The organism is Shinella sp. WSC3-e (genome assembly GCF_945994535.1).
Lineage (GTDB): Bacteria > Pseudomonadota > Alphaproteobacteria > Rhizobiales > Rhizobiaceae > Shinella > Shinella yambaruensis.
Window position 1 is genome coordinate 826,619 of the sequence record NZ_OZ000530.1, and the last position, 20,036, is coordinate 846,654.

General features: G+C 65.4%; 21 protein-coding genes. 15 read left to right on the forward strand and 6 right to left on the reverse strand.

The window, feature by feature from the left end:
- Nucleotides 1-22 precede the first annotated feature (22 nt).
- The 4 genes from AABF56_RS04105 to hemB form a co-directional block, all read right to left on the reverse strand.
- Nucleotides 23-940: a DMT family transporter gene (locus AABF56_RS04105; RefSeq protein WP_272805014.1), complete on the reverse strand. Its 918-nt coding sequence runs from the start codon at nucleotides 938-940 to the stop codon at nucleotides 23-25.
- A 78-nt stretch (nucleotides 941-1,018) separates the two neighbouring features.
- Entirely contained in the window at nucleotides 1,019-1,783 is a 765-nt protein-coding gene (locus AABF56_RS04110; protein WP_272805015.1) for an arginyltransferase, read from the reverse strand.
- Nucleotides 1,784-1,936: 153 nt separating this feature from the next.
- Nucleotides 1,937-2,401, reverse strand: a complete 465-nt coding sequence (locus tag AABF56_RS04115; RefSeq protein ID WP_064329698.1) for an RDD family protein — start codon at nucleotides 2,399-2,401, stop codon at nucleotides 1,937-1,939.
- A gap of 240 nt (nucleotides 2,402-2,641) precedes the next feature.
- Nucleotides 2,642-3,658: a porphobilinogen synthase gene (gene hemB, locus AABF56_RS04120; RefSeq protein ID WP_272805016.1), complete on the reverse strand. Its 1,017-nt coding sequence runs from the start codon at nucleotides 3,656-3,658 to the stop codon at nucleotides 2,642-2,644.
- A 155-nt stretch (nucleotides 3,659-3,813) separates the two neighbouring features.
- On the opposite strand from hemB, the gene AABF56_RS04125 reads away from it, so the two are divergent.
- From AABF56_RS04125 to AABF56_RS04160, 8 genes are all read left to right on the forward strand, one after another.
- Nucleotides 3,814-4,251, forward strand: a complete 438-nt coding sequence (locus tag AABF56_RS04125) for a DUF6163 family protein (protein ID WP_244766010.1) — start codon at nucleotides 3,814-3,816, stop codon at nucleotides 4,249-4,251.
- 130 nt (nucleotides 4,252-4,381) lie between these two features.
- Nucleotides 4,382-4,894: a transcriptional regulator LdtR gene (gene ldtR / locus AABF56_RS04130; protein ID WP_024270688.1), complete on the forward strand. Its 513-nt coding sequence runs from the start codon at nucleotides 4,382-4,384 to the stop codon at nucleotides 4,892-4,894.
- A gap of 287 nt (nucleotides 4,895-5,181) precedes the next feature.
- Complete coding sequence (locus tag AABF56_RS04135; RefSeq protein WP_272805017.1) at nucleotides 5,182-6,504, forward strand: L,D-transpeptidase family protein; 1,323 nt, start codon at nucleotides 5,182-5,184, stop codon at nucleotides 6,502-6,504.
- Nucleotides 6,505-6,835: 331 nt separating this feature from the next.
- Nucleotides 6,836-8,134 (forward strand): serine hydroxymethyltransferase, encoded by a 1,299-nt coding sequence (gene glyA / locus AABF56_RS04140; protein ID WP_272805018.1) that lies wholly within the window; start codon nucleotides 6,836-6,838, stop codon nucleotides 8,132-8,134.
- 9 nt (nucleotides 8,135-8,143) lie between these two features.
- Nucleotides 8,144-8,623, forward strand: a complete 480-nt coding sequence (gene nrdR, locus AABF56_RS04145; RefSeq protein ID WP_244765926.1) for a transcriptional regulator NrdR — start codon at nucleotides 8,144-8,146, stop codon at nucleotides 8,621-8,623.
- Entirely contained in the window at nucleotides 8,624-9,913 is a 1,290-nt protein-coding gene (gene ribD / locus AABF56_RS04150) for a bifunctional diaminohydroxyphosphoribosylaminopyrimidine deaminase/5-amino-6-(5-phosphoribosylamino)uracil reductase RibD (protein ID WP_272805019.1), read from the forward strand. It begins immediately after the preceding gene.
- The gene (locus AABF56_RS04155) at nucleotides 9,913-10,530 is read left to right on the forward strand and encodes a riboflavin synthase (RefSeq protein ID WP_272805020.1); all 618 of its coding nucleotides are present in this window, start codon (nucleotides 9,913-9,915) and stop codon (nucleotides 10,528-10,530) included. Before ribD ends, AABF56_RS04155 begins: the two co-directional genes overlap by 1 nt.
- A 131-nt stretch (nucleotides 10,531-10,661) precedes the next feature.
- Nucleotides 10,662-11,798 (forward strand): GGDEF domain-containing protein, encoded by a 1,137-nt coding sequence (locus AABF56_RS04160; protein WP_272805021.1) that lies wholly within the window; start codon nucleotides 10,662-10,664, stop codon nucleotides 11,796-11,798.
- A 5-nt stretch (nucleotides 11,799-11,803) separates the two neighbouring features.
- On the opposite strand, the gene AABF56_RS04165 is transcribed toward AABF56_RS04160, so the two are convergent.
- Entirely contained in the window at nucleotides 11,804-12,307 is a 504-nt protein-coding gene (locus AABF56_RS04165) for a cupin domain-containing protein (RefSeq protein ID WP_272805022.1), read from the reverse strand.
- A 200-nt stretch (nucleotides 12,308-12,507) separates the two neighbouring features.
- Here AABF56_RS04165 and ribH point away from each other — a divergent pair, with 200 nt between their 5' ends.
- From ribH to AABF56_RS04185, 4 genes are all read left to right on the forward strand, one after another.
- The gene (ribH, locus tag AABF56_RS04170) at nucleotides 12,508-12,969 is read left to right on the forward strand and encodes a 6,7-dimethyl-8-ribityllumazine synthase (protein WP_272805023.1); all 462 of its coding nucleotides are present in this window, start codon (nucleotides 12,508-12,510) and stop codon (nucleotides 12,967-12,969) included.
- On the forward strand, nucleotides 12,966-13,448 hold the full coding sequence (gene nusB, locus AABF56_RS04175) for a transcription antitermination factor NusB (RefSeq protein ID WP_244765920.1): 483 nt from the start codon (nucleotides 12,966-12,968) through the stop codon (nucleotides 13,446-13,448). The genes ribH and nusB overlap by 4 nt, the downstream gene beginning before the upstream one ends.
- A 14-nt stretch (nucleotides 13,449-13,462) precedes the next feature.
- Nucleotides 13,463-14,689 carry an MFS transporter gene (locus AABF56_RS04180; RefSeq protein ID WP_244765919.1) on the forward strand — a complete coding sequence of 409 codons (1,227 nt, stop codon included), beginning with the start codon at nucleotides 13,463-13,465 and terminating at the stop codon, nucleotides 14,687-14,689.
- Nucleotides 14,690-14,881: 192 nt separating this feature from the next.
- Nucleotides 14,882-17,017 carry a sodium-translocating pyrophosphatase gene (locus AABF56_RS04185; RefSeq protein WP_272805024.1) on the forward strand — a complete coding sequence of 712 codons (2,136 nt, stop codon included), beginning with the start codon at nucleotides 14,882-14,884 and terminating at the stop codon, nucleotides 17,015-17,017.
- Nucleotides 17,018-17,099: 82 nt separating this feature from the next.
- On the opposite strand, the gene AABF56_RS04190 is transcribed toward AABF56_RS04185, so the two are convergent.
- Nucleotides 17,100-17,579 carry an outer membrane protein assembly factor BamE gene (locus AABF56_RS04190; protein WP_244765917.1) on the reverse strand — a complete coding sequence of 160 codons (480 nt, stop codon included), beginning with the start codon at nucleotides 17,577-17,579 and terminating at the stop codon, nucleotides 17,100-17,102.
- Between the two features lie 153 nt (nucleotides 17,580-17,732).
- Here AABF56_RS04190 and AABF56_RS04195 point away from each other — a divergent pair, with 153 nt between their 5' ends.
- The 3 genes from AABF56_RS04195 to plsX all read left to right on the forward strand — a co-directional run bounded on the left by AABF56_RS04195 (nucleotide 17,733) and on the right by plsX (nucleotide 20,035).
- The gene (locus tag AABF56_RS04195; RefSeq protein WP_272807433.1) at nucleotides 17,733-18,293 is read left to right on the forward strand and encodes a ubiquinol-cytochrome C chaperone family protein; all 561 of its coding nucleotides are present in this window, start codon (nucleotides 17,733-17,735) and stop codon (nucleotides 18,291-18,293) included.
- Between the two features lie 11 nt (nucleotides 18,294-18,304).
- Nucleotides 18,305-18,859 (forward strand): YceD family protein, encoded by a 555-nt coding sequence (locus AABF56_RS04200; RefSeq protein WP_272805026.1) that lies wholly within the window; start codon nucleotides 18,305-18,307, stop codon nucleotides 18,857-18,859.
- A 117-nt stretch (nucleotides 18,860-18,976) separates the two neighbouring features.
- Complete coding sequence (gene plsX, locus AABF56_RS04205) at nucleotides 18,977-20,035, forward strand: phosphate acyltransferase PlsX (RefSeq protein WP_244765915.1); 1,059 nt, start codon at nucleotides 18,977-18,979, stop codon at nucleotides 20,033-20,035.
- Nucleotide 20,036 lies beyond the last annotated feature (1 nt).

Genomic DNA, 20,036 nt, shown 5'->3' on the forward strand with positions numbered 1-20,036 from the left:
TGCTCCACGACAAGATATTTGGTCATCCCATAAACGGGAACTCCGTTGCAGTCTCGCTTTCCCGGGCCGCGCGGGCTTTCGAGCGCATCTGCCACAGCGAGTGCGCAAGCAGCGCGAGGATGAGGATCGAGCCGCCGATCAGGGTCTGGGTGGTGGGCGTTTCGGCAAAGGCGATCCAGACCCAGATGGGGGCGAGCACCGTTTCCACGAGGTAGAACATGCCGACTTCCGGGGCGGAAAGATATCGGGGACCGGTCGCCAGGCACCAGAAGGCGAGGGGCAGGAGCACGAGGCCGTTGAAGAGGATGTAGACGGGTTCGGCGATCGAGAGGCCGCCGGGCGGCAGGAAGAACAGCGCCATGACGCCCGACAGCACGGCGGCGACGAGCGGCACGAAACCCATGTCTGCGCCGCTCCTGCGGCTCAGCGTCAGCGAGATCGCCAGAAGCAGCGCCGAGCAGGCGGCCATGGCATCGCCGAAAAGATTTCCGCTCGACAGTCCGTCATGCACGATCAGGAGCACGCCCGCGACCATCGCGGCCATGGTGAGGAGCGTGGCATTGCTAGGGCGCTCGCCGAGGAAGATCCAGGAGAGGATGGCGGCGAACATCGATGTGAAGGCGAGGATGAAGACGACATTGGCCGTCGTCGTGTTGAACACCGCCAGCATGAATGTCAGCCCGTTGATGCCGTAGCACAGGCCGATCAGCAGGCCGATGCGTCCGGGAACGAGCACCGTCCTGCGGTGCAGGACGAAATTCAGGCAGGCCCAGAGGACGACCGCCATCACGAACACCGAGATGTTCCGCACGACGACCATCGACCAGACGTCGCCATTGGCGGAACGGATCAACGGAATGTCGAAGGAGAGGGCGAGGCCGCCGACGGCGGTGATGAGAAGGCCCTTGCGGTGAAGGGCGGGATTGTTTGTCGGGGGCACGGCAGGACCGGATCTGGGAATGCGATGAATACAATATCCTGAAGCAGTTCAGGCGAACAGGATGTCGTCGGACTTGCGCTAGGTGGTGTTCGTCTCGTCGTTATAGCGCTCCCAGCCGCGCGGCATCAGGTGCTCCTGCGGCAGGAACTTTGTCTTGTAGTCCATCTTGCGCGAGCCCTTGACCCAGTAGCCGAGATAGACGTGCGGCAGGCCGAGTGCCTTGGCGCGGCGGATGTGGTCGAGGATCATGAAGGTGCCGAGGGAGCGGTCCGCCACCTCCGGATTGTAGAAGGAATAGACCATGGACAGGCCGTCGCCCATGCGGTCGGTCAGCGCCACCGCGAGCAGCTCGCCCTGCGGACGCTCCTTGAGGCCCGAGCCTTCCTCGCGCAGGCGGTATTCGATGACCTTGGTGTGCACATGGGTGTCCTCCACCATCATCGCATAGTCGAGCACCGACATGTCCGACATGCCGCCCTTCTGGTGGCGGGCGTCGAGATAGTGACGGAAAAGGGAATATTGCTCGCTGGAGGGCTCGGCGGGGTATTCGTGCGAGACGAGATCGGCATTGGCGGCCAGAACCCGGCGCATGGAGCGGCGCGGGGTGAACTCGTTGACCAGGATGCGGACGGAAATGCAGGCGCGGCAGGTCTCGCAGGCGGGCCTGTAGGCGATGTTCTGCGAGCGGCGGAAGCCGCCCTGGGTCAGGAGGTCGTTCAGTTCCGGCGCGCGCTCGCCCACCAGATGGGTAAACACCTTCCTCTCCATCTCCTGCGGCAGATAGGGACAGGCCGCCGGCGCGGTGAGATAGAATTGCGGAGAGGATGTTGCCTGCGTATTCATCGGCCGTGGGGCGACTCCGTCGCTGTGTGACACTTCTATGCCGATACCATGGCCTAGTTCAAAAAAAGGTCAACTGGCGCATGACCCTTCAGGCCGGAATCGACAGGGAGAACGGATCATGCGCAAGGCCGGGGGACGTCCCCCCGCGCGTTCTCAATAGCGGTCGCGGCGAACCATCACCGTGCCGAGCAGCAGGTCGTGCAGCAGGCGGCCACGATCGGTGAAGAGGCCGACGAGCACGATGAACGGCGTCAGGAGCGCATTGCCGATCCAGAACAGCACGAGATGCACGATCGCCGTCAGGAAATCGACCGGCCGTCCGTCGACGCGGGCAAGCGCGAGACCCATCACGTTCATGCCGGCGCTCGCCTGGCTCGGGCCGCCCATCGTCAGGCCGAAATAGAGCATGGCGACGATGGCGAAGAGCGCCGGATAGAGGAAGAAGCCGAGACCGAGCGTCAGGATGCCGAGGAAGAAGACCACGACGGCGGCCGGGATCCAGAGCAGCGCGACGATCGCATAGTCGATCAGAAACGCAAAGATCCGGCGCGACAGCACGCCGCGATAGGCCTGCCAGTCCGTCGTCGGAACCCGCGTTTCGTTGAAATCAGCACTCATCTGCCTGTCTCCTGGATGGAACATGCCCTTCATATGGGGATGTGTCGGGAGAAAACAACGGGTGCGAGCGAAGGCGGCGGTCTGCTCATTTGGCGTTTGCCCCTAACCCTCTCCCCGCGAGCGGGGAGAGGGGACTTGCCCTATGAACGGGCATTGATTGGGGAAACCGGCGCGGCATATCCCTTTGCCCCGCTTGCGGGAGAAGGTGGCCGGCAGGCCGGATGAGGGGGATGGCGGAACTCAGCCCTTCTTCGCCAGATGCCGCGCCACGTCCATCGCGAAATAGGTCAGGATGCCGTCGCACCCGGCGCGCTTGAACGCCAGCAGGGTTTCCAGCATCACGCGCTCGCCGTCGATCCAGCCGTTCATCGCGGCGGCCTTGATCTGGCTGTATTCGCCGGAGACCTGGTAGGCGAAGACCGGCAGGCCGAACGCTTCCTTCATGCGCCAACAGATGTCGAGATAGGGAAGGCCCGGCTTGACCATCAGCATGTCCGCGCCTTCCTCGACATCGAGAGCCGCATCGCGGATCGCCTCCGTGCCGTTGGCAGGGTCGATGTAGTAGGTCTTCTTGTCGCCCTTCAGCAGGCCGCCGGTACCGATCGCGTCGCGATAGGGGCCATAGAAGGCGGAGGCGAACTTCGTCGCATAGGACATGATGCCGACATTCTGATGGCCCGCGGCGTCGAGCGCCCGGCGGATGACGCCGACGCGGCCGTCCATCATTTCGGAGGGCGCGATGATGTCGGAGCCGGCATCGGCCTGGATGACGGCGGCCCGCGCGACCAGCTCGACCGTCTCGTCATTGACGACGACGCCCTCGCGCAGCACGCCGTCATGGCCGTGGCTGGTGAAGGGATCGAGCGCGACGTCGGTGATGACGCCGATGTTGGGAACCGCCTTCTTGATGGCGCGCGTCGCCTCGTTGATGAGGTTGTCGGCCGCCAGGCTGTTCGAGCCGGTCTCGTCGCGCAGGTGCATCTCGATGTTCGGGAAGGTCGCGATGGCCGGGATGCCGAGGTCGGCGGCCTCCTTCGCCGCCTCCACCAGCCGGTCGACGCTCATGCGGTTGACGCCGGGCATGGCCGTGATCGGATCGACGATATTGCTGCCCGGCACCACGAAGACCGGCCAGAGGAGATCGTCGACCGTCAGGCGGTTTTCCTGGACGAGCCGGCGCGTCCAGTCGGCCTTCCGGTTGCGCCGCATGCGGCGGTGGCCGGTGATCTCGTCGACGATGTTCCTGCTGCCGGTCATGGCGTCTTCATCCCTTGCGCGTGCGATTTCCGCCTCCATATCACGCCCGTCCCGGCAATCAAATCGCGCGCGGGCAAGGGGCCTGCGGCATATGGCCGTGCATGACCGCGGTTACGGGCTTTATGCCGGCCGGCCTTGCCCTTACTGTCCGCGCCATGGTTGCTGATTCTGCCAAGGGCCCGAGACCAAGCCTGACCGAAACGCTGTTCGCCCTCTTCCTGCGGCTGGCGGCGATCGTCTCGCTGTGGTTCGCGCTGCAATACTGGGCGATGCTGACGGGCTTCTCCTTCGGCGGGCAGGGGCGCTTCGACCTGCTGCCGCCGGCCTGGAAGGCGGCCTATACGGCGCTGGCCGTGCTGTTCCCCGTCGCGGCCGTCGGCCTCTGGCTTCTCGTCTCCTGGGGGCCGGTGATCTGGCTCATCGCGGCCGCCACAGAGATCGCCATGCACGAGGTCTATCCCTCGACCTTCGGCGTCAACCGGCTCCTGGTTCTCACCCACGGCGCCATAGCGCTTGTCTTCGTTCTTTTCCGCATCGCGCTCTTCGTCCAGCGCCGCCGGCAGGCCCGCACGGTAAGAACTGATTCACCGTGAGACAGGGTCGCCTTCCGGTAAGGCGCTGTTAAGGCTGCGGTTTAAGTAGAATTTTAGATGCATTCGATAGGGTCTCACTCAAGGCGGGAAAACAAACCACACCGCCAAACAAAACAGTGAGGCAGTAACCATGAACACCAAGATGAAGCCGCAGCAGGCCCCCGTCGTCGATCCGCAGGAAGACGCGATCCGCAATCTCTACCTGGAATCCCTCCACCTCGTCGAGCGTCTGCACCGTCGCCTGCTCGACGTCATCAAGGACGAGTTCGACCGCGCCGGCCGTTCGGATGTCAACGCCGTCCAGGCGCTGCTCCTCTTCAACATCGGCAATTCGGAACTGACCGCAGGCGAGCTGCGCTCGCGCGGTTACTATCTCGGCTCGAACGTCTCCTACAACGTCAAGAAGCTGGTCGACCTCGGCTTCATCAACCACCAGCGCTCGCGCATCGACCGCCGCTCCGTCCGCATCAGCCTGACGGAAAGCGGCCAGGAAATCGCCGAGACGGTCGCGAAACTCTACGAGCGCCATATCGGCTCGATCCAGAAGGTCGGCGGCATCGGCGAGGGCGAGTTCAACCAGATGAACAAGCTGCTCCAGCGCCTCGATCGCTTCTGGAACGACTCGATCCTCTACCGCCTGTAATTTCCGGGCGCCGTTTCCGACCTCCTTCACAAAAGCCGGCCGCGTCCCCTGCGCGTCCGGCTTTTCATGTTTTCATGCGGGGGCTTAGGGTCGGGCGCGCCTGCCGAGACACGAATTGGCCATATTGCTGTGACACCCGGACGCTGGGCTAAGGTATGCGCGGGCGGCAGGGCCGGTTTGCGTTTGTTAACCCTGTTCGTGATAGCTGCATCGGGTATGGACCCTTGGGGTCGCCGTGCCGTGCGCACCTCGCCGTTCTTTGCGGCGCTCAGGAGATGGTAGGATCAATGTCTCGCAAAACCGGATTTGATGTGTTCTCGCGCCGCGCCTTCCTGCGCTCCGCTGCAACCTTCGGTGCCGCTGCCGTGGCCGGCCCGACGCTGGCCCAGACAGCGCTCGACGACATCCTCAACGCTCCGCGCCGCGGCAACTGGGACGACCAGTTCGACGCCGAGGCATCGCGCACCGCCACCGCCGTCGTCTCCAACAACCCGATCTTCGGCTCCGGCAGCTCCGGCTATCTCCAGCAGGCGATCAACGACTACCAGAACATCGTCTCCAATGGCGGCTGGCCGACGGTCAACACGCAGCAGAAGATGGAGATGGGCGTCGCCGATCCGGCGGTCCAGCAGCTGCGCCAGCGCCTGATCATCTCCGGCGACCTGCCGCGCTCCGCCGGCACGAACGGCGCCTTCGATTCCTACGTGGACGGTGCGGTGAAACGCTTCCAGGCCCGTCACGGCCTGCCGGCCGACGGGGCCGTCGGCGAATATACGCTGAAGGCGCTGAACGTTCCGGCCGTCACCCGCCTCGGCCAGCTCCAGACCAACCTCGTGCGCCTGCAGGCGATGTCCGGCGACCTCGGCCGCCGCTACGTCATGGTGAACATCCCCGCCGCCTATATCGAGGCGGTCGAGAACGGCCGCGTCGCCTCGCGCCACACCGCCATTGTCGGCAAGATCGACCGTCAGTCGCCGGTGCTGAACTCCAAGATCTACGAAGTGATCCTCAACCCCTACTGGACCGCGCCGCGCTCGATCATCCAGAAGGACATCATGCCGCTGATGCGCAAGGATCCGACCTATCTTGCGCGCAACTCGATCCGCCTCTTCGACGGCAGCGGCAACGAAGTCTCGCCGGAAACCGTCGACTGGAACGCCGAGAAGGCCCCGAACCTGATGTTCCGCCAGGACCCGGGCAAGATCAACGCCATGTCCTCGACGAAGATCAACTTCCACAACGAGCACCAGGTCTACATGCACGATACCCCGCAGCAGGGCCTGTTCAACAAGCTGATGCGCTTCGAATCGTCCGGCTGCGTGCGCGTTCAGAACGTGCGCGACCTCTCGGTCTGGCTGCTCAAGGACACGCCCGGCTGGTCGCGCGGGCAGATGGAGGCGACCATCAAGAGCGGCGTCAACACGCCGATCAAGCTGACCGAGGAAGTGCCGGTCTTCTTCACCTACATCACCGCCTGGTCGGCCAAGGACCGCGTCGTGCAGTTCCGCGACGACATCTACCAGAAGGACGGCGCCACCGAACTCGCCCTCCAGACCGGCTACAACCAGGAAGGCGGCCGCTCCGTCGAGAGCGATCTCTTGCCGCAATAAAGGGTGATCCGTCCGAGGTTTTCGCGGGCCTCGCTTCCTGGCGGAAGCGGGGCTTTTCCTTGCCGACAAACATTAGCCAGTCCACCACCGTCATCCTCGGCCTCCGAGCCGTGGATCCACGTCCCCACCCGCGGCGGTGGATGGTCGGGTCAAGCCCGACCATGACGGAGGAGAGGTTTTCGGACCTGGCCGGGCGGCTGGCATGCCAAGTGATCCTTGTCGTTTTTATCGCATAACACGCGCGGAAATGGCGCAAACCGTGGAGCGGATATTGCCCTTGCCATGCGAGGACGCTAAACACCGTGCCACTTGACCCTAAGGAGCCTCGAGGATGAGCAATTCTTCCGCTACCGACGTTTTCTTCACGCGTTCCCTTGCCGATACCGATCCGGAGATTTTCGGCTCGATCCAGAAGGAACTCGGTCGCCAGCGCCATGAGATCGAACTGATCGCCTCGGAGAACATCGTTTCGCGCGCCGTGCTCGAAGCCCAGGGCTCGATCATGACGAACAAGTATGCCGAAGGCTATCCGGGCAAACGCTATTACGGCGGCTGCCAGTTCGTCGATATCGCGGAAGAGCTCGCCATCGAGCGCGCCAAGAAGCTGTTCGGCGTCAACTTCGCCAACGTGCAGCCGAATTCCGGCTCGCAGATGAACCAGGCCGTCTTCCTCGCGCTGCTCCAGCCTGGCGACACCTTCATGGGCCTCGACCTCAATTCGGGCGGCCATCTGACGCATGGCTCGCCGGTCAACATGTCCGGCAAGTGGTTCAACGTCGTCTCCTACGGCGTGCGCGAGGAGGATCACCTGCTCGACATGGACGATGTCGCCGAGAAGGCCCGCACCCACAAGCCGAAGCTGATCATCGCCGGCGGCACCGCCTATTCCCGCATCTGGGACTGGAAGCGCTTCCGCGAGATCGCCGATGAAGTCGGCGCCTACCTCATGGTCGACATGGCGCACATCGCCGGCCTCGTCGCCGGCGGCCAGCACCCGTCGCCGTTCCCGCATTGCCACGTCGCCACGACCACCACGCACAAATCGCTGCGCGGCCCGCGCGGCGGCATCGTGCTGACGAACGAGGAAGACATCGCCAAGAAGATCAACTCGGCCGTCTTCCCGGGCCTGCAGGGCGGCCCGCTGATGCACATCATCGCCGCCAAGGCCGTCGCCTTCGGCGAGGCGCTGCAGCCGGAATTCAAGGACTACGCCGCGCAGATCGTCAAGAACGCCAAGGCGCTCGCCGAGACGCTGAAGGCCGGTGGCCTCGACATCGTCTCCGGTGGCACGGACAACCACCTGATGCTGGTCGACCTGCGCAAGAAGAACGCCACCGGCAAGCGCGCCGAAGCCGCGCTCGGCCGCGCCTATGTCACCTGCAACAAGAACGGCATCCCGTTCGACCCCGAAAAGCCCTTCGTCACCTCGGGCGTGCGCCTCGGCACCCCGGCCGGCACGACGCGCGGCTTCAAGGAGGCCGATTTCCAGGAGATCGGCAACCTGATCGTCGAGGTGCTCGACGGCCTGAAGGTCGCCAATTCGGACGAGGGCAATGCGGCCGTCGAGGCATCGGTGCGCGAGAAGGTGCTGGCGCTCACCGGCCGCTTCCCCATGTATTCCTACATGTAAGGAGCCGGCATGCGCTGCCCCTATTGCGGTTCGGAAGATACGCAGGTGAAGGATTCCCGTCCCGCAGAGGACGGGGCCGCCATTCGCCGCCGGCGCATCTGCCCGGATTGCGGCGGTCGCTTCACGACCTTCGAACGGGTGCAGCTGCGCGAGCTGATGGTCGTCAAGAAGACGGGCCGCAAGGCCCCCTTCGACCGCGACAAGCTCTTGAAATCCTTCGAGATCGCGCTTCGCAAGCGACCCGTCGACCGGGACCGCATCGAACGTGCGGTCTCGGGCATCGTCCGCCGCCTCGAAAGCTCCGGCGAGACGGAAATCTCTTCGGAGGAGATCGGCCTCCAGGTGCTGGAGGCGCTGAAGGCGCTCGATGACGTCGGCTTCGTGCGCTACGCCTCGGTCTATCGCGACTTCTCCCATGTCGACGATTTCGAGAAGATCCTCTCCGAAGTCGCCGCCAAGATCGCCCGGGATCCGGGCGCCGACGGCTAGATGTCCGGCCCCGTCGAAGACGACGAACGCTTCATGGCAGCGGCCATCCGCCTTTGCCGCCGCAATCTCGGCCGCACCGCCACCAATCCCTCCGTCGCCTGCCTGATCGTCAAGAACGGCGTCGTCGTCGGTTCCGCCGTCACCGCCCCGGGCGGGCGGCCCCATGCGGAAACGCAGGCGCTGGCCGTGGCGGGTGACGCCGCGCGTGGCGCAACGGCCTATGTCACGCTCGAACCCTGCTCGCACCACGGCAAGACGCCGCCCTGCGCCGATGCGCTGATCGCCGCCGGCGTTTCGCGCGTCGTCGTGTCGGTGACGGACCCGGACGAGCGCGTGGCGGGCAGGGGGCTCGGGATGCTGCGCGATGCCGGTATCGCCGTCGAGACGGGCGTGCTGGAGGCGCAGGGTCGTGCAGCGCTTGCCGCCTATCTCACCCGTCAGACGAAGAAGCGGCCCTATGTGACTCTCAAGCTTGCCGTTTCCGCCGATGGCATGCTCGGCCGGCTCGGCGCGGGCCAGGTGGCGATCACCGGGCCGGTCTCGCGCGGGCAGGTGCATGTGCTGCGCGCCGAAACGGATGCGATCCTCGTCGGCATCGGCACCGTGCTCGCCGATGATCCCGAGCTAACCTGCCGCCTGCCGGGGTTGGAAACCCGCTCGCCGGTGCGCATCGTGCTCGACCCGCGGCTGGAGCTGCCGCCGGGCTCGAAGCTGGCGCGCACGGCGAAGAACGTTCCGGTTATCGTCGTGACGTCGAAGGGTGTGGGGTTACCCCCCTCTGGCCTGCCGGCCATCTCCCCCTCAAGGGGGGAGATTGGATGGGAGCCTGATCCCCGCGCACCGTCATCTGCATCACCTGCTGGACCGACGTTTGATGTGGACGGGAACGCTGCTTCCTCGATCTCCCCCCTTGAGGGGGAGATGGCCGGCAGGCCAGAGGGGGGTATGGATGGCACGGCCTCCGATATGCGAAGTGCCCGCGCCGCGGCCCTCGAAGCCACCGGCGTCGAAATCCTGACCTGCGACCCGCGCCGGCTCGATGATCTCCTGATGGCGCTGGCGACGCGCGGCATTTCCTCGCTGCTCGTCGAAGGCGGCGCGCGCACGGCGCAATCCTTCCTCGATGCCGGGCTCGTCGACCGGATCTCGCTGTTCGAGGGGGCCGGGACCATTGGCAAGGACGGGGTCGCATCCCCATGTGTGTGCGGACGCGTGCCGGATGGTTATTCGCTCCGCCGCACGGCGCACTACGGCGCGGACAGATTGTACGAATACGAAAGAGACGATTGATGTTTACCGGCATTGTCACGGATATCGGAACGGTCGAGAAGGTCGAGCCCATGAACGAGGGGGTTCGCCTGCGCGTGCGCACCAGCTACGACCCCGCCACCATCGACATGGGCGCCTCCATCGCCCATTCGGGCACCTGCCTCACTGTCACGGCGCTGCCGGAGGCGGGCTCGAATGCCCGCTGGTTCGAGGTCGAGGCGTGGGAGGAGGCGTTGCGCCTGACGACCATTTCCGGCTGGGCGCCCGGCACGCGCATCAACCTCGAACGCTCGCTGAAGATCGGCGACGAACTCGGCGGACACATCGTCTCGGGCCATGTCGACGGCAAGGCGGAAATCCTCTCCGTCGAGGCCGAGGGCGACGCGACGCGTTTCCGTATCCGCGCGCCGGAAGGGCTGGAGCGCTTCGTCGCGCCGAAGGGGTCCGTCGCGCTCGACGGCACCTCGCTCACCGTCAACGCCGTCGATGGCGCGGTCTTCGACGTGCTCCTCATCCGCCACACGCTGGACGTCACCACCTGGGGCGAGCGCAAGGAAGGCGATTTCGTCAACTTCGAGGTCGACACCATGGCGCGCTATGCGGCACGGCTTGCGGAGTTTCCGGCGCCGAAGGCGTGACGATGGCGTGACTCGCCCAGGCGTCGTCATCGATCGGCACCGCCGCGCGTTGCGGCCCGCCCGTGAAGTAACGATATCGATACCTCTTGCTCCGTAGTGTGCGGCATCGGACCGTTGGAGACCGCTGCCGCATGGCGCCTGACTACCAAACCCTTCTGCTGGCGATCGGGCTGGCGGGCTTCTGCCTGTCGGCCACGCTGTTCGCCTCGTGGATGTCCGCCCGCGTCGAACGCTTTCTCCTGAGCTGGTCCATCGGCATCGGCTGCATCGTGCCGGCCGTCGCGGTCTACAGTCTCTATATCGACCAGGCGAGCGTCGCGATCGGATGCCTTGCCTTCGCGCTGCAGTTCCTCGGCTTTGCCTTCATCTACGGCGCGGCCTACCGGTTCCGCTCCGGCAAGCGGGCGCGCCGGCGCATCGCCGCCGTGCTCGCGGGCTGCCTTGCCGTTGCGCTTCCTCCGTTGGCGGCCGGTTATGACGGCATCGGCTTCATCGTGCTCAACCTGCTGATCGCCGGTTCCCTCATCGCGACGGCGCGGGAATATTGGCGGGGCCGCGCGGAGGCGCCGCTGCCGCTGATCGGCATCGTCATCCTCTATCTGCTGACGGCCGCCTCCTTCCTGATCTGCGCCGCCGTGCTGCTGCATGACGGCAAGTGGGTCATGGGTCATGCGCCGGACAACTGGGCGGAAACCCTCAACCTGATCGCCGCCATCATGGGCATTACCGGCATCGGCGCCATGTCGCTCGCGCTCAACCAGTGGCGCATCGCCGGCCGCCACCGCCGTGCGGCCATGACCGACGCGCTGACCGGCCTGCTCAACCGTCGCGCGCTTTTCGATCGCTACGGCGTCCTTCCGGTCGGGGAGCACCAGGCGGCGATCGCCTTCGACCTCGACAATTTCAAGGCGGTCAACGACCGGTACGGCCATGCGGCCGGCGATGCGGTGCTCACGGTCTTCGCCGATGTTCTGCGCGAGTCCTGCGGCGCGGCCGCCTGCCTCGCCCGCCTGGGCGGCGAAGAGTTCGTCGTCGTCTTGGAGCGGACCGTGCCGGACCGCGCGCAGCGCATCGCCGAGCGTATCCGCCAGGACTTTGCCGGCAAGCTCATTCCGATCGGCGGGCGGTCCATCACCTGCACCGTCAGCGCCGGCATCGCCTTTGCCGGCAAGGATTGCGCGAGCTTCGATTCCCTGCTCAGCAGCGCCGACAAGGCGCTCTACATGTCCAAGCGCAACGGCCGCAACCGCGTGTCGCTCGCTGCCTGAACGCGTCAGGCTCCGGGCTCGCCCTCCCAGTAGTCGACAGCCTCCCTCGTGCGGCCGATGGTGCGGAACTCGGTGCGGCCGCCGGTAGCGGCGCGCGTCTTGGCGAGGAATTTGCCGGAATCGGGATATTCGCAGATCTCCGTCGCCGCCATGGATGAGATGGAGAGGTATTTCAGCGGCACGGTGCCGGTGTTGAGGATCTGGTGCGCCGTCTCCGGTCCGCCGGCCGGCGCGCCCAGCACGTCGCCGGGGCCGATCAGCCGCCGTTCGTCGCCATAGCGATAGGTGCCGTGGCCTTCGAGGATGACGAACAGCTCGTCCTCGACATGGTGGCAATGGAAGGGACAGCCGGACTTGCCGGGTGGCACCTCGCCATAGCCGATGCCGAGGGCCTTCAGGCCGAGGAGGGCGCCGAAGGCCGTGTCGCGGGATTCATAGAGCGTGCCTTGCGTCCAGTGCTCGAGCGTCAGCTTGGCAAGGTTGACGATCGGCGGGTTGTGCGCGTTCATCGGGCTGTCTCCTCGTGTCGGGTGTGCATCGTTCGCATTTTGTTCCGATGTGTCAACCCCGCGGCGCGCGGTGGGCCGGCGTGCCGGGGCGCCGAAATCGCCGCAGGCGGCGGAAAATGCTTGCCAAGCTCCGTCCGTCGTGGTTTGACCGCCGCCTCTGCCCGCTGATGCGTGGCCTGCCTCCAATTTTCAGGTGATTCATGGCCGACACCGATAATCCCCATCTCCTCATCGTCGAGGCGCGCTTCTACGACGACATGGCCGATGCGATGCTCGACGGCGCCAAGCATGCGCTCGGTGCCGCCGGCGCAACCTACGATATCGTGACCGTCATGGGCGCGCTCGAAATCCCCGCCGCCATCTCCATGGCCCTCGACGGCATGGAAAACGGCGGCACCTGGTATGACGGCTTCGTCGCGCTCGGCATGGTCATCCGCGGCGAGACCTACCATTTCGACATCGTCGCCAACGAATCGAGCCGCGCCCTGATGGACCTGTCCGTCAGCGAGGCCCTGCCGATCGGCAACGGCATCCTGACGGTCGAGAACGACGAGCAGGGCTGGGCGCGCGCGCGCCGCTCGGAAGGCGACAAGGGCGGCTTTGCGGCCCGCGCGGCGCTCACCATGATCGATCTGAAGAAGAAACTGGGCGGCGAACAGTGACGACGGACAGGGACCAGCAGCCGGTGAAGCCGGCCAACCAGCGCGGCGCGGCGCGTCTTGCCGCCGTGCAGGCGCTCTACCAGATGGATATCGGCGGCACCGGCGTTCTGGAGATCGTCGCCGAATACGAGATGCATCGCCTCGGCCAGGAGCTGGACGGCGACACCTACCTGAAGGCGGATGCCTCCTGGTTCCGCTCCATCGTCTCGGGCGTCGTGCGCGACCAGCGCCTGCTCGACCCGATGATCGGCGCGGCGCTGCAGGACGACTGGGCGCTGTCCCGGCTCGATTCCACCGTGCGCGCCATCCTGCGCGCCGGCACCTTCGAACTGAAGGAGCGCAAGGACGTGCCGGTCGCCGTGATCGTCACGGAATATGTCGAGATCGCCAAGGCGTTCTTCGAGGATGACGAGCCGAAGCTGGTGAATGCGGTGCTCGACCGCATCGCCAGGCAGCTTCGGCCGGACACACGCAAGTAGGTTGGCAGGGTGACATGAGCACGGGCACGGTCGAAGGTCTTGAACACGAACTTTCGGCTGCGCGCCGCAACGTCTTCCTCCTGACGATTGCGCAGGCCTTGCTGGCTTCGGCCGGGCCGATCGTCTTCTCCATCGGCGGCCTTGCCGGCTACAACCTGCTCGGCGCGGACAAGTCGCTCGCCACCGCGCCGCTGACCGGCTTCAATGTCGGCGTGGCGCTCGGCGCCGTGCTCGTCGCCATCGCGGCCCGAATGCTCGGGCGAACCTATGGCTTCATCGTCGGCGCGCTCGTCGGCGCGGGGGGCGGCCTCTTGGCCGCCATCGCGCTGTTCCGCGGCGATTTCTGGCTCTTCGCCGTCGGCTTCGTGCTCGTCGGCATTTCCAGCGGCTTTGCCCAGAAGATCCGCTTCGCGGCGGCCGATGCCTCGCCGTCCTTCTACAAGCCGCGCGCCATTTCCTGGATTCTCGCCGGCGGCGTCATCTCCGCCGTGCTCGGCCCCCAGGTGGTCATCCTCACCAAGGACCTGTTCGAGCCGGTGCTGTTTGCCGGCGCCTTCGTGGCGCTGGCCCCGCTCTGCCTTGCCGCGATCGGCCTCTTCCTGTTCCTGCGCCTGCCGGACCACAAGGCGGCGGCCGTCGCGACGGGGGAGGCGACGCGGCCGCTCGGCGAGATCGTGCTGACCCAGCGGTTCATGACGGGCATGATCTGCGGCATCTCCTCCTACGCCCTGATGACCTTCATGATGACCGGCGCGCCGCTGGCCATGGTCATCGGCTGCGGCTTCTCGCCCGAGCTGGCGACGCTCGGCATCCAGTGGCATGTGCTCGCCATGTTCGCGCCGAGCTTCTTCACGGGCATGCTGATCCAGCGCTTCGGCACGGAAAAGGTCGTCGCCGCCGGCCTCCTCATCCTCATGGCCTGCGCGGCGGTCGCCCATGCCGGCCTCGAACTCTGGAATTTCTGGGGCGCGCTGATCCTGCTCGGCGTCGGCTGGAACTTCGGCTTCATCGGCGCCACCGCCATCGTCGCCTCCAGCTACAAGCCGCACGAGGCCGACAAGGTGCAGGGGTTCCACGACATCATCCTCTTCGGCACGGTGGCGCTTGCCTCCTTCTCCTCCGGCAAGGTGTTCAATGCCTATGGCTGGCAGACGATCAACCTGATGTTCTGGCCGATCACCGGGGTGAGCCTCGTGCTCGTTCTTCTCCTGCTTTTGCGCAGCCGCCGCGCGGCTGCCTGAGCCCATCCGCCGGCCGACGTCGAAAAATCCAGCGCAGCGCGCCGCTTGCCGCAGTGCAGCGGCTTGACGCAACCGATTCGCAAACGCACTCTGGCCCCGCGCCGGCTCCCGTCTTGTGAGGAGGCAAGCGGGAGCGGACGCATATCGGCTGCGGGGAGAGGACCCCGCGGCCTCCAAGGAGGACAGAGCGAAATGACCATATTGTTGGGCGTTATCGCATGCGGGTTGCTCTCGGTGGTCTATGCCATCTGGGCGACACGGTCGGTGCTTGCCGCCGATCAGGGGAATGCCCGCATGCAGGAAATTGCAGGTTATATCCGGGAAGGGGCGCAGGCCTATCTCACCCGGCAGTACAAGACCATTGCCATCGTCGGGGTCGTCGTCTTCGTCGGCACCTGGCTGCTGCTTTCCGCTACGGCTGCCATCGGGTTCCTGATCGGCGCCGTGCTCTCGGGTGCCGCCGGTTTCATCGGCATGCATGTGTCCGTCCGCGCCAATGTGCGCACGGCGCAGGCCGCATCCGTCAGCCTGTCCTCCGGCCTCGACATCGCCTTCAAGTCGGGCGCGATCACCGGCATGCTTGTCGCCGGTCTCGCGCTGCTCGGCGTGTCGATCTACTATTGGGTCCTCACCGGCCTGCTCGGTCAGGAGCCGGCCTCGCGTGAGGTCATCGACGCGCTCGTCGCGCTCGGCTTCGGCGCCTCGCTGATCTCCATCTTCGCCCGTCTCGGCGGCGGCATCTTCACCAAGGGTGCGGATGTCGGCGGCGACCTCGTCGGCAAGGTGGAAGCCGGCATTCCCGAAGACGACCCGCGCAACCCGGCCACCATCGCCGACAATGTCGGCGACAATGTCGGCGATTGCGCCGGCATGGCCGCCGACCTCTTCGAGACCTATGCGGTGACCGTCGTCGCCACCATGGTCCTCGCGGCGATCTTCTTTGCCGGCACGCCGGTCCTTTCCAGCGTGATGATCTATCCGCTGGCGATCTGCGGCGCCTGCATCATCACCTCGATCGTCGGCGCCTTCTTCGTCAAGCTCGGCACGAACGGCTCGATCATGGGCGCGCTCTACAAGGGCCTCATCGTGACGGGCCTCTTGTCGATCGTCGGCCTTGCCGCCGCCACGTCGCTCACCATCGGCTGGGGGGCCATCGGCACGGTCGCGGGCACGGAGATCACGGGAACGAACCTCTTCATCTGCGGCCTTCTCGGCCTCGTGGTGACGGCGCTCATCGTGGTGATCACCGAATACTATACGGGCACCAACAAGCGCCCGGTGAACTCCATCGCGCAGGCCTCCGTCACCGGCCACGGCACCAACGTCATCCAGGGCCTCGCGGTCTCGCTGGAATCGACCGCGCTGCCGGCCATCGTCATCGTCGGCGGCATCATCGCGACCTACCAGCTGGCCGGTCTCTTCGGCACCGGCATCGCCGTCACCGCCATGCTCGGCATTGCCGGCATGATCGTGGCGCTCGACGCCTTCGGCCCGGTCACCGACAATGCCGGCGGCATCGCCGAGATGTCGCACCTGCCGCCGGAAGTGCGCAAGTCGACCGACGCGCTCGACGCGGTCGGTAACACGACGAAGGCCGTCACCAAGGGCTATGCGATCGGTTCCGCCGGTCTCGGCGCGCTGGTGCTCTTCGCCGCCTATTCGAACGACCTTGCCTACTTCGCCGCGAACGGGGACAAGTATCCCTACTTCGCCGGCATCGGCACGATCTCCTTCGACCTTTCCAACCCCTATGTCGTCGCCGGCCTGATCTTCGGCGGCCTCATCCCCTATCTCTTCGGCGGCATCGCCATGACGGCCGTCGGCCGTGCGGCGGGCTCCATCGTCGAGGAGGTGCGCCGGCAGTTCCGCGAGAAGCCGGGCATCATGGCAAGCACCGAACGGCCGGACTACGGGCGCGCGGTGGACATCCTCACCAAGGCGGCGATCCGCGAAATGGTCGTGCCCTCGCTGCTTCCGGTACTGGCGCCGCTCGTCGTCTATTTCGGCGTGCTGCTCATCTCCGGCTCCAAGGCCTCGGCCTTTGCCGCGCTCGGCGCCTCGCTGCTCGGCGTCATCGTCAACGGCCTCTTCGTGGCAATCTCCATGACCTCCGGTGGCGGGGCCTGGGACAATGCCAAGAAGAGCTTCGAGGACGGCTTCGTCGACAAGGACGGCACCCGCCACCTGAAAGGCTCGGAAGCCCACAAGGCCTCCGTCACCGGCGACACCGTGGGCGATCCCTACAAGGACACGGCAGGCCCGGCGGTCAACCCGGCGATCAAGATCACCAATATCGTGGCGCTGCTGCTGCTGGCCATTCTCGCCTGATCGGCACCGCCGGTCGGCAGGCAAAAAGAAACCGCGGGGAGCGATCCCCGCGGTTTCTCGTTTCCGGGAGTGGCCGGAGGCCTTACTTCGGGCCGCCGCCGCCGAAGATATTCTGGATCGCCGCGCCCGGCGCACCGCCCGAGCCGCGCAGCAGCTGGCCGAGGAACGTGAGCTCCACGCCGCCGGTCGGCGTGACGCGGGAGATCAGGTCGAAGACGCGGCCGTCCTTCAGCGTGTAGTGCGCAAGGCGCTCGACCACGCCGTCCTTGTCGAAATAGACGGCGAGAACGCTCTGCTCGACGACCTTCGGCTTCATGAAGGCGACGGGGCGGGTGCGCTTCTGCGAGATGTAGTAGAAGACCTCGTTGTCGAAGGTCGCGGTCGCGGATGGCGAGCCGAGCGAGAGCAGGACCTGCTCGCGCGAGGAGCCGACCGGTGCCAGCGCCAGCGTTTCCTGGTCGACGACATATCCCTGGTGCAGCACTTCGCCGGGACCCTGGCAGCCTGCGAGAACGGAGGAGGAAAGCGCGATGGCAATGGCGGCGTTACGCAACAGCTTCATGTTCAGAGCATCTCTCTTCAACAACATCCCCGGGACTGTGATGGCCGCGCAGCCATTGCAATTCATGCCTGCTTCGGTAAACCAGCTTCGACCGTCATGCAACATGACTTGCGACGGCTCCATGGTTTGAATCGGGCAAAACTAGGCTTTATGATGATTTTCGGCCTGTTCGGCAAAAAAAACGGCAACCGGCGTATTGTCGAAAGGCAGTACGCGGCGCTGACACAGGCGGCGCGCCATCCCTATCTCTATGAAGCGCTTGATGTTCCTGACACGGTGATGGGGCGCTTCGAGATGCTCTCGGCAATGCTGATCCTCTACTTCCGGCGCACCCGCGCAAGCGGCACGTCCGGCCAGGAGATCGCCCAGGAGATCGTCGATGCCTTCTTCGAGGATGTCGACCATTCGATTCGCGAGCTCGGGGTCGGCGATGTCGGCGTGCCGAAGCGCATGAAGAAGTTCGCCGGCATGTTCTACGGCCGGCTGGAATCCTACGCGGCGGCGCTCGATTCCGACGACCGGGACGGGCTTGCGAATGCGCTCCGGCGCAATATCTATCCCGAAGCGGGTGAAGGTGCGCCCTCCATGGCGGGGCTAGCCTCCTATCTCTTTGCCGCCGAACAGGCGATGATGGCTGTCGGCGAGGATGCGATCGCGGTCGGCGCGCTGGCCGTGGCGGAACCCGGTCATGAAGGACACACCCTAGGGCGGTGAAAAGGACGAGAATGACGAAAGACGACGACACGCCGTTTTCCTATCCGGTCAAGGTGGGGCATATCTCCGGCAACCCGGTCGAGGTGACGCTGAGCGCCGATGCCGAGGAGCGCGCGGGGCTGGCGAAACTCTGGTCCGTGCTGGAGGTGAAGGCGCTGTCCGCCACCTTCCAGGTCATGCGCTGGAAGCGCGACGGCGTGCGGCTCAAGGGTCACGTCGAGGCGGATATCGTGCAGGCCTGCGTGGTGACGCTCGATCCGGTGGAGGCGCATATCGACGAGCCGGTCGAGGTCGTCTTCGTCCCGGAAGGCTCCAAGCTGGCGCGGCTTCCGGCCGCGACCGAGACCGGCGAGATGCTGCTCGATCCGGACGGTCCGGATGCCCCGGAGATCTTTACGGGCGACACGATCGATGCCGGCGTGGTCGCCGCCGAACATGTGGCGCTCGCCATCGATCCCTATCCGCGCAAGTCCGGCGCGGGCTTTTCCGGCCATATCGAAAGCACCGACGCGGACGACAAAAAACCGTCGCCTTTTGCCGTTCTGAAGGACTGGAAAAAAGACTGAACGGCTCCTGAGACGCCCGATAATTCAGTTGTGCCCCCGGCGAAAAGCGGTATTTTGACCGAATTCCGCCGCGGCAGCCTTCTGCCCCTGGAAAACAAGAATTAAGGCAAGACACGCGTGGTCAGAATTTCCGTCGACGTCATGGGTGGCGATTTCGGCCCCAAGGTCGCTATCCCGGGCGCAGCCAAGGCTCTCGAGCGTCATCCCGACATCCGCTTCGTGCTTTTTGGCAATGCCGCCGAATGCGAGCCGTTCTTGGCGCAGCATCCGAAACTGAAGGCCGCCAGCACCTTCCACCATTGCGACGTCGCCGTCGCCATGGACGAGAAGCCGAGCCAGGCGCTGCGCCGCGGCCGCGGCAAGTCCTCCATGTGGCAGGCGATCGACGCCGTTGCCAAGAACGAGGCCGATGTCGCCGTTTCCGCCGGCAATACCGGCGCGCTAATGGCCATGTCGAAATTCTGCCTGCGCATGATGGCCAATATCGAGCGCCCGGCGATCGCCGGCATCTGGCCGACCTTGAGGGGCGAGAGCATCGTGCTCGACATCGGCGCGACGATCGGCGCGGATGCGAACCAGCTCTTCGACTTCGCGCTGATGGGCGGCGCCATGGCGCGCGCCCTGTTCGAGATCGACAAGCCGACGCTGGGCCTGCTCAATGTCGGCGTCGAGGAGATCAAGGGCCAGGAAGAGGTGAAGGCCGCCGGCCAGCTCATCCGCGAGGCCAATTTCGACACGATTGACTATTACGGCTTCGTCGAGGGCGACGATATCGGTCGCGGCACGGTGGACGTGGTGGTCACGGAAGGTTTTGCCGGCAACATCGCACTGAAGGCGGCGGAAGGCACGGCGCGGCAGATCGCCGAATACCTGCGCGCCGCCATGTCGCGCACCTGGATGGCCAAGCTCGGCTACATCCTTGCCAAGAGCGCCTTCGACCGGGTGCGCGAGAAGATGGATCCGCGCAAGGTGAACGGCGGCGTGTTCCTCGGCCTCAACGGCATCGTCATCAAGAGCCATGGCGGCACGGATGCCGAGGGCTTCGCGGCCGCCGTCGATGTCGGCTACGACATGGCCCGCAACGGCCTCAAGGACAAGATCGAAAGAGATTTGCAGAAGTATCATGCCGGCCGCCCCGTCGAAGGGGCCGCCCAGGGCATGACCGACGAGGTATAGA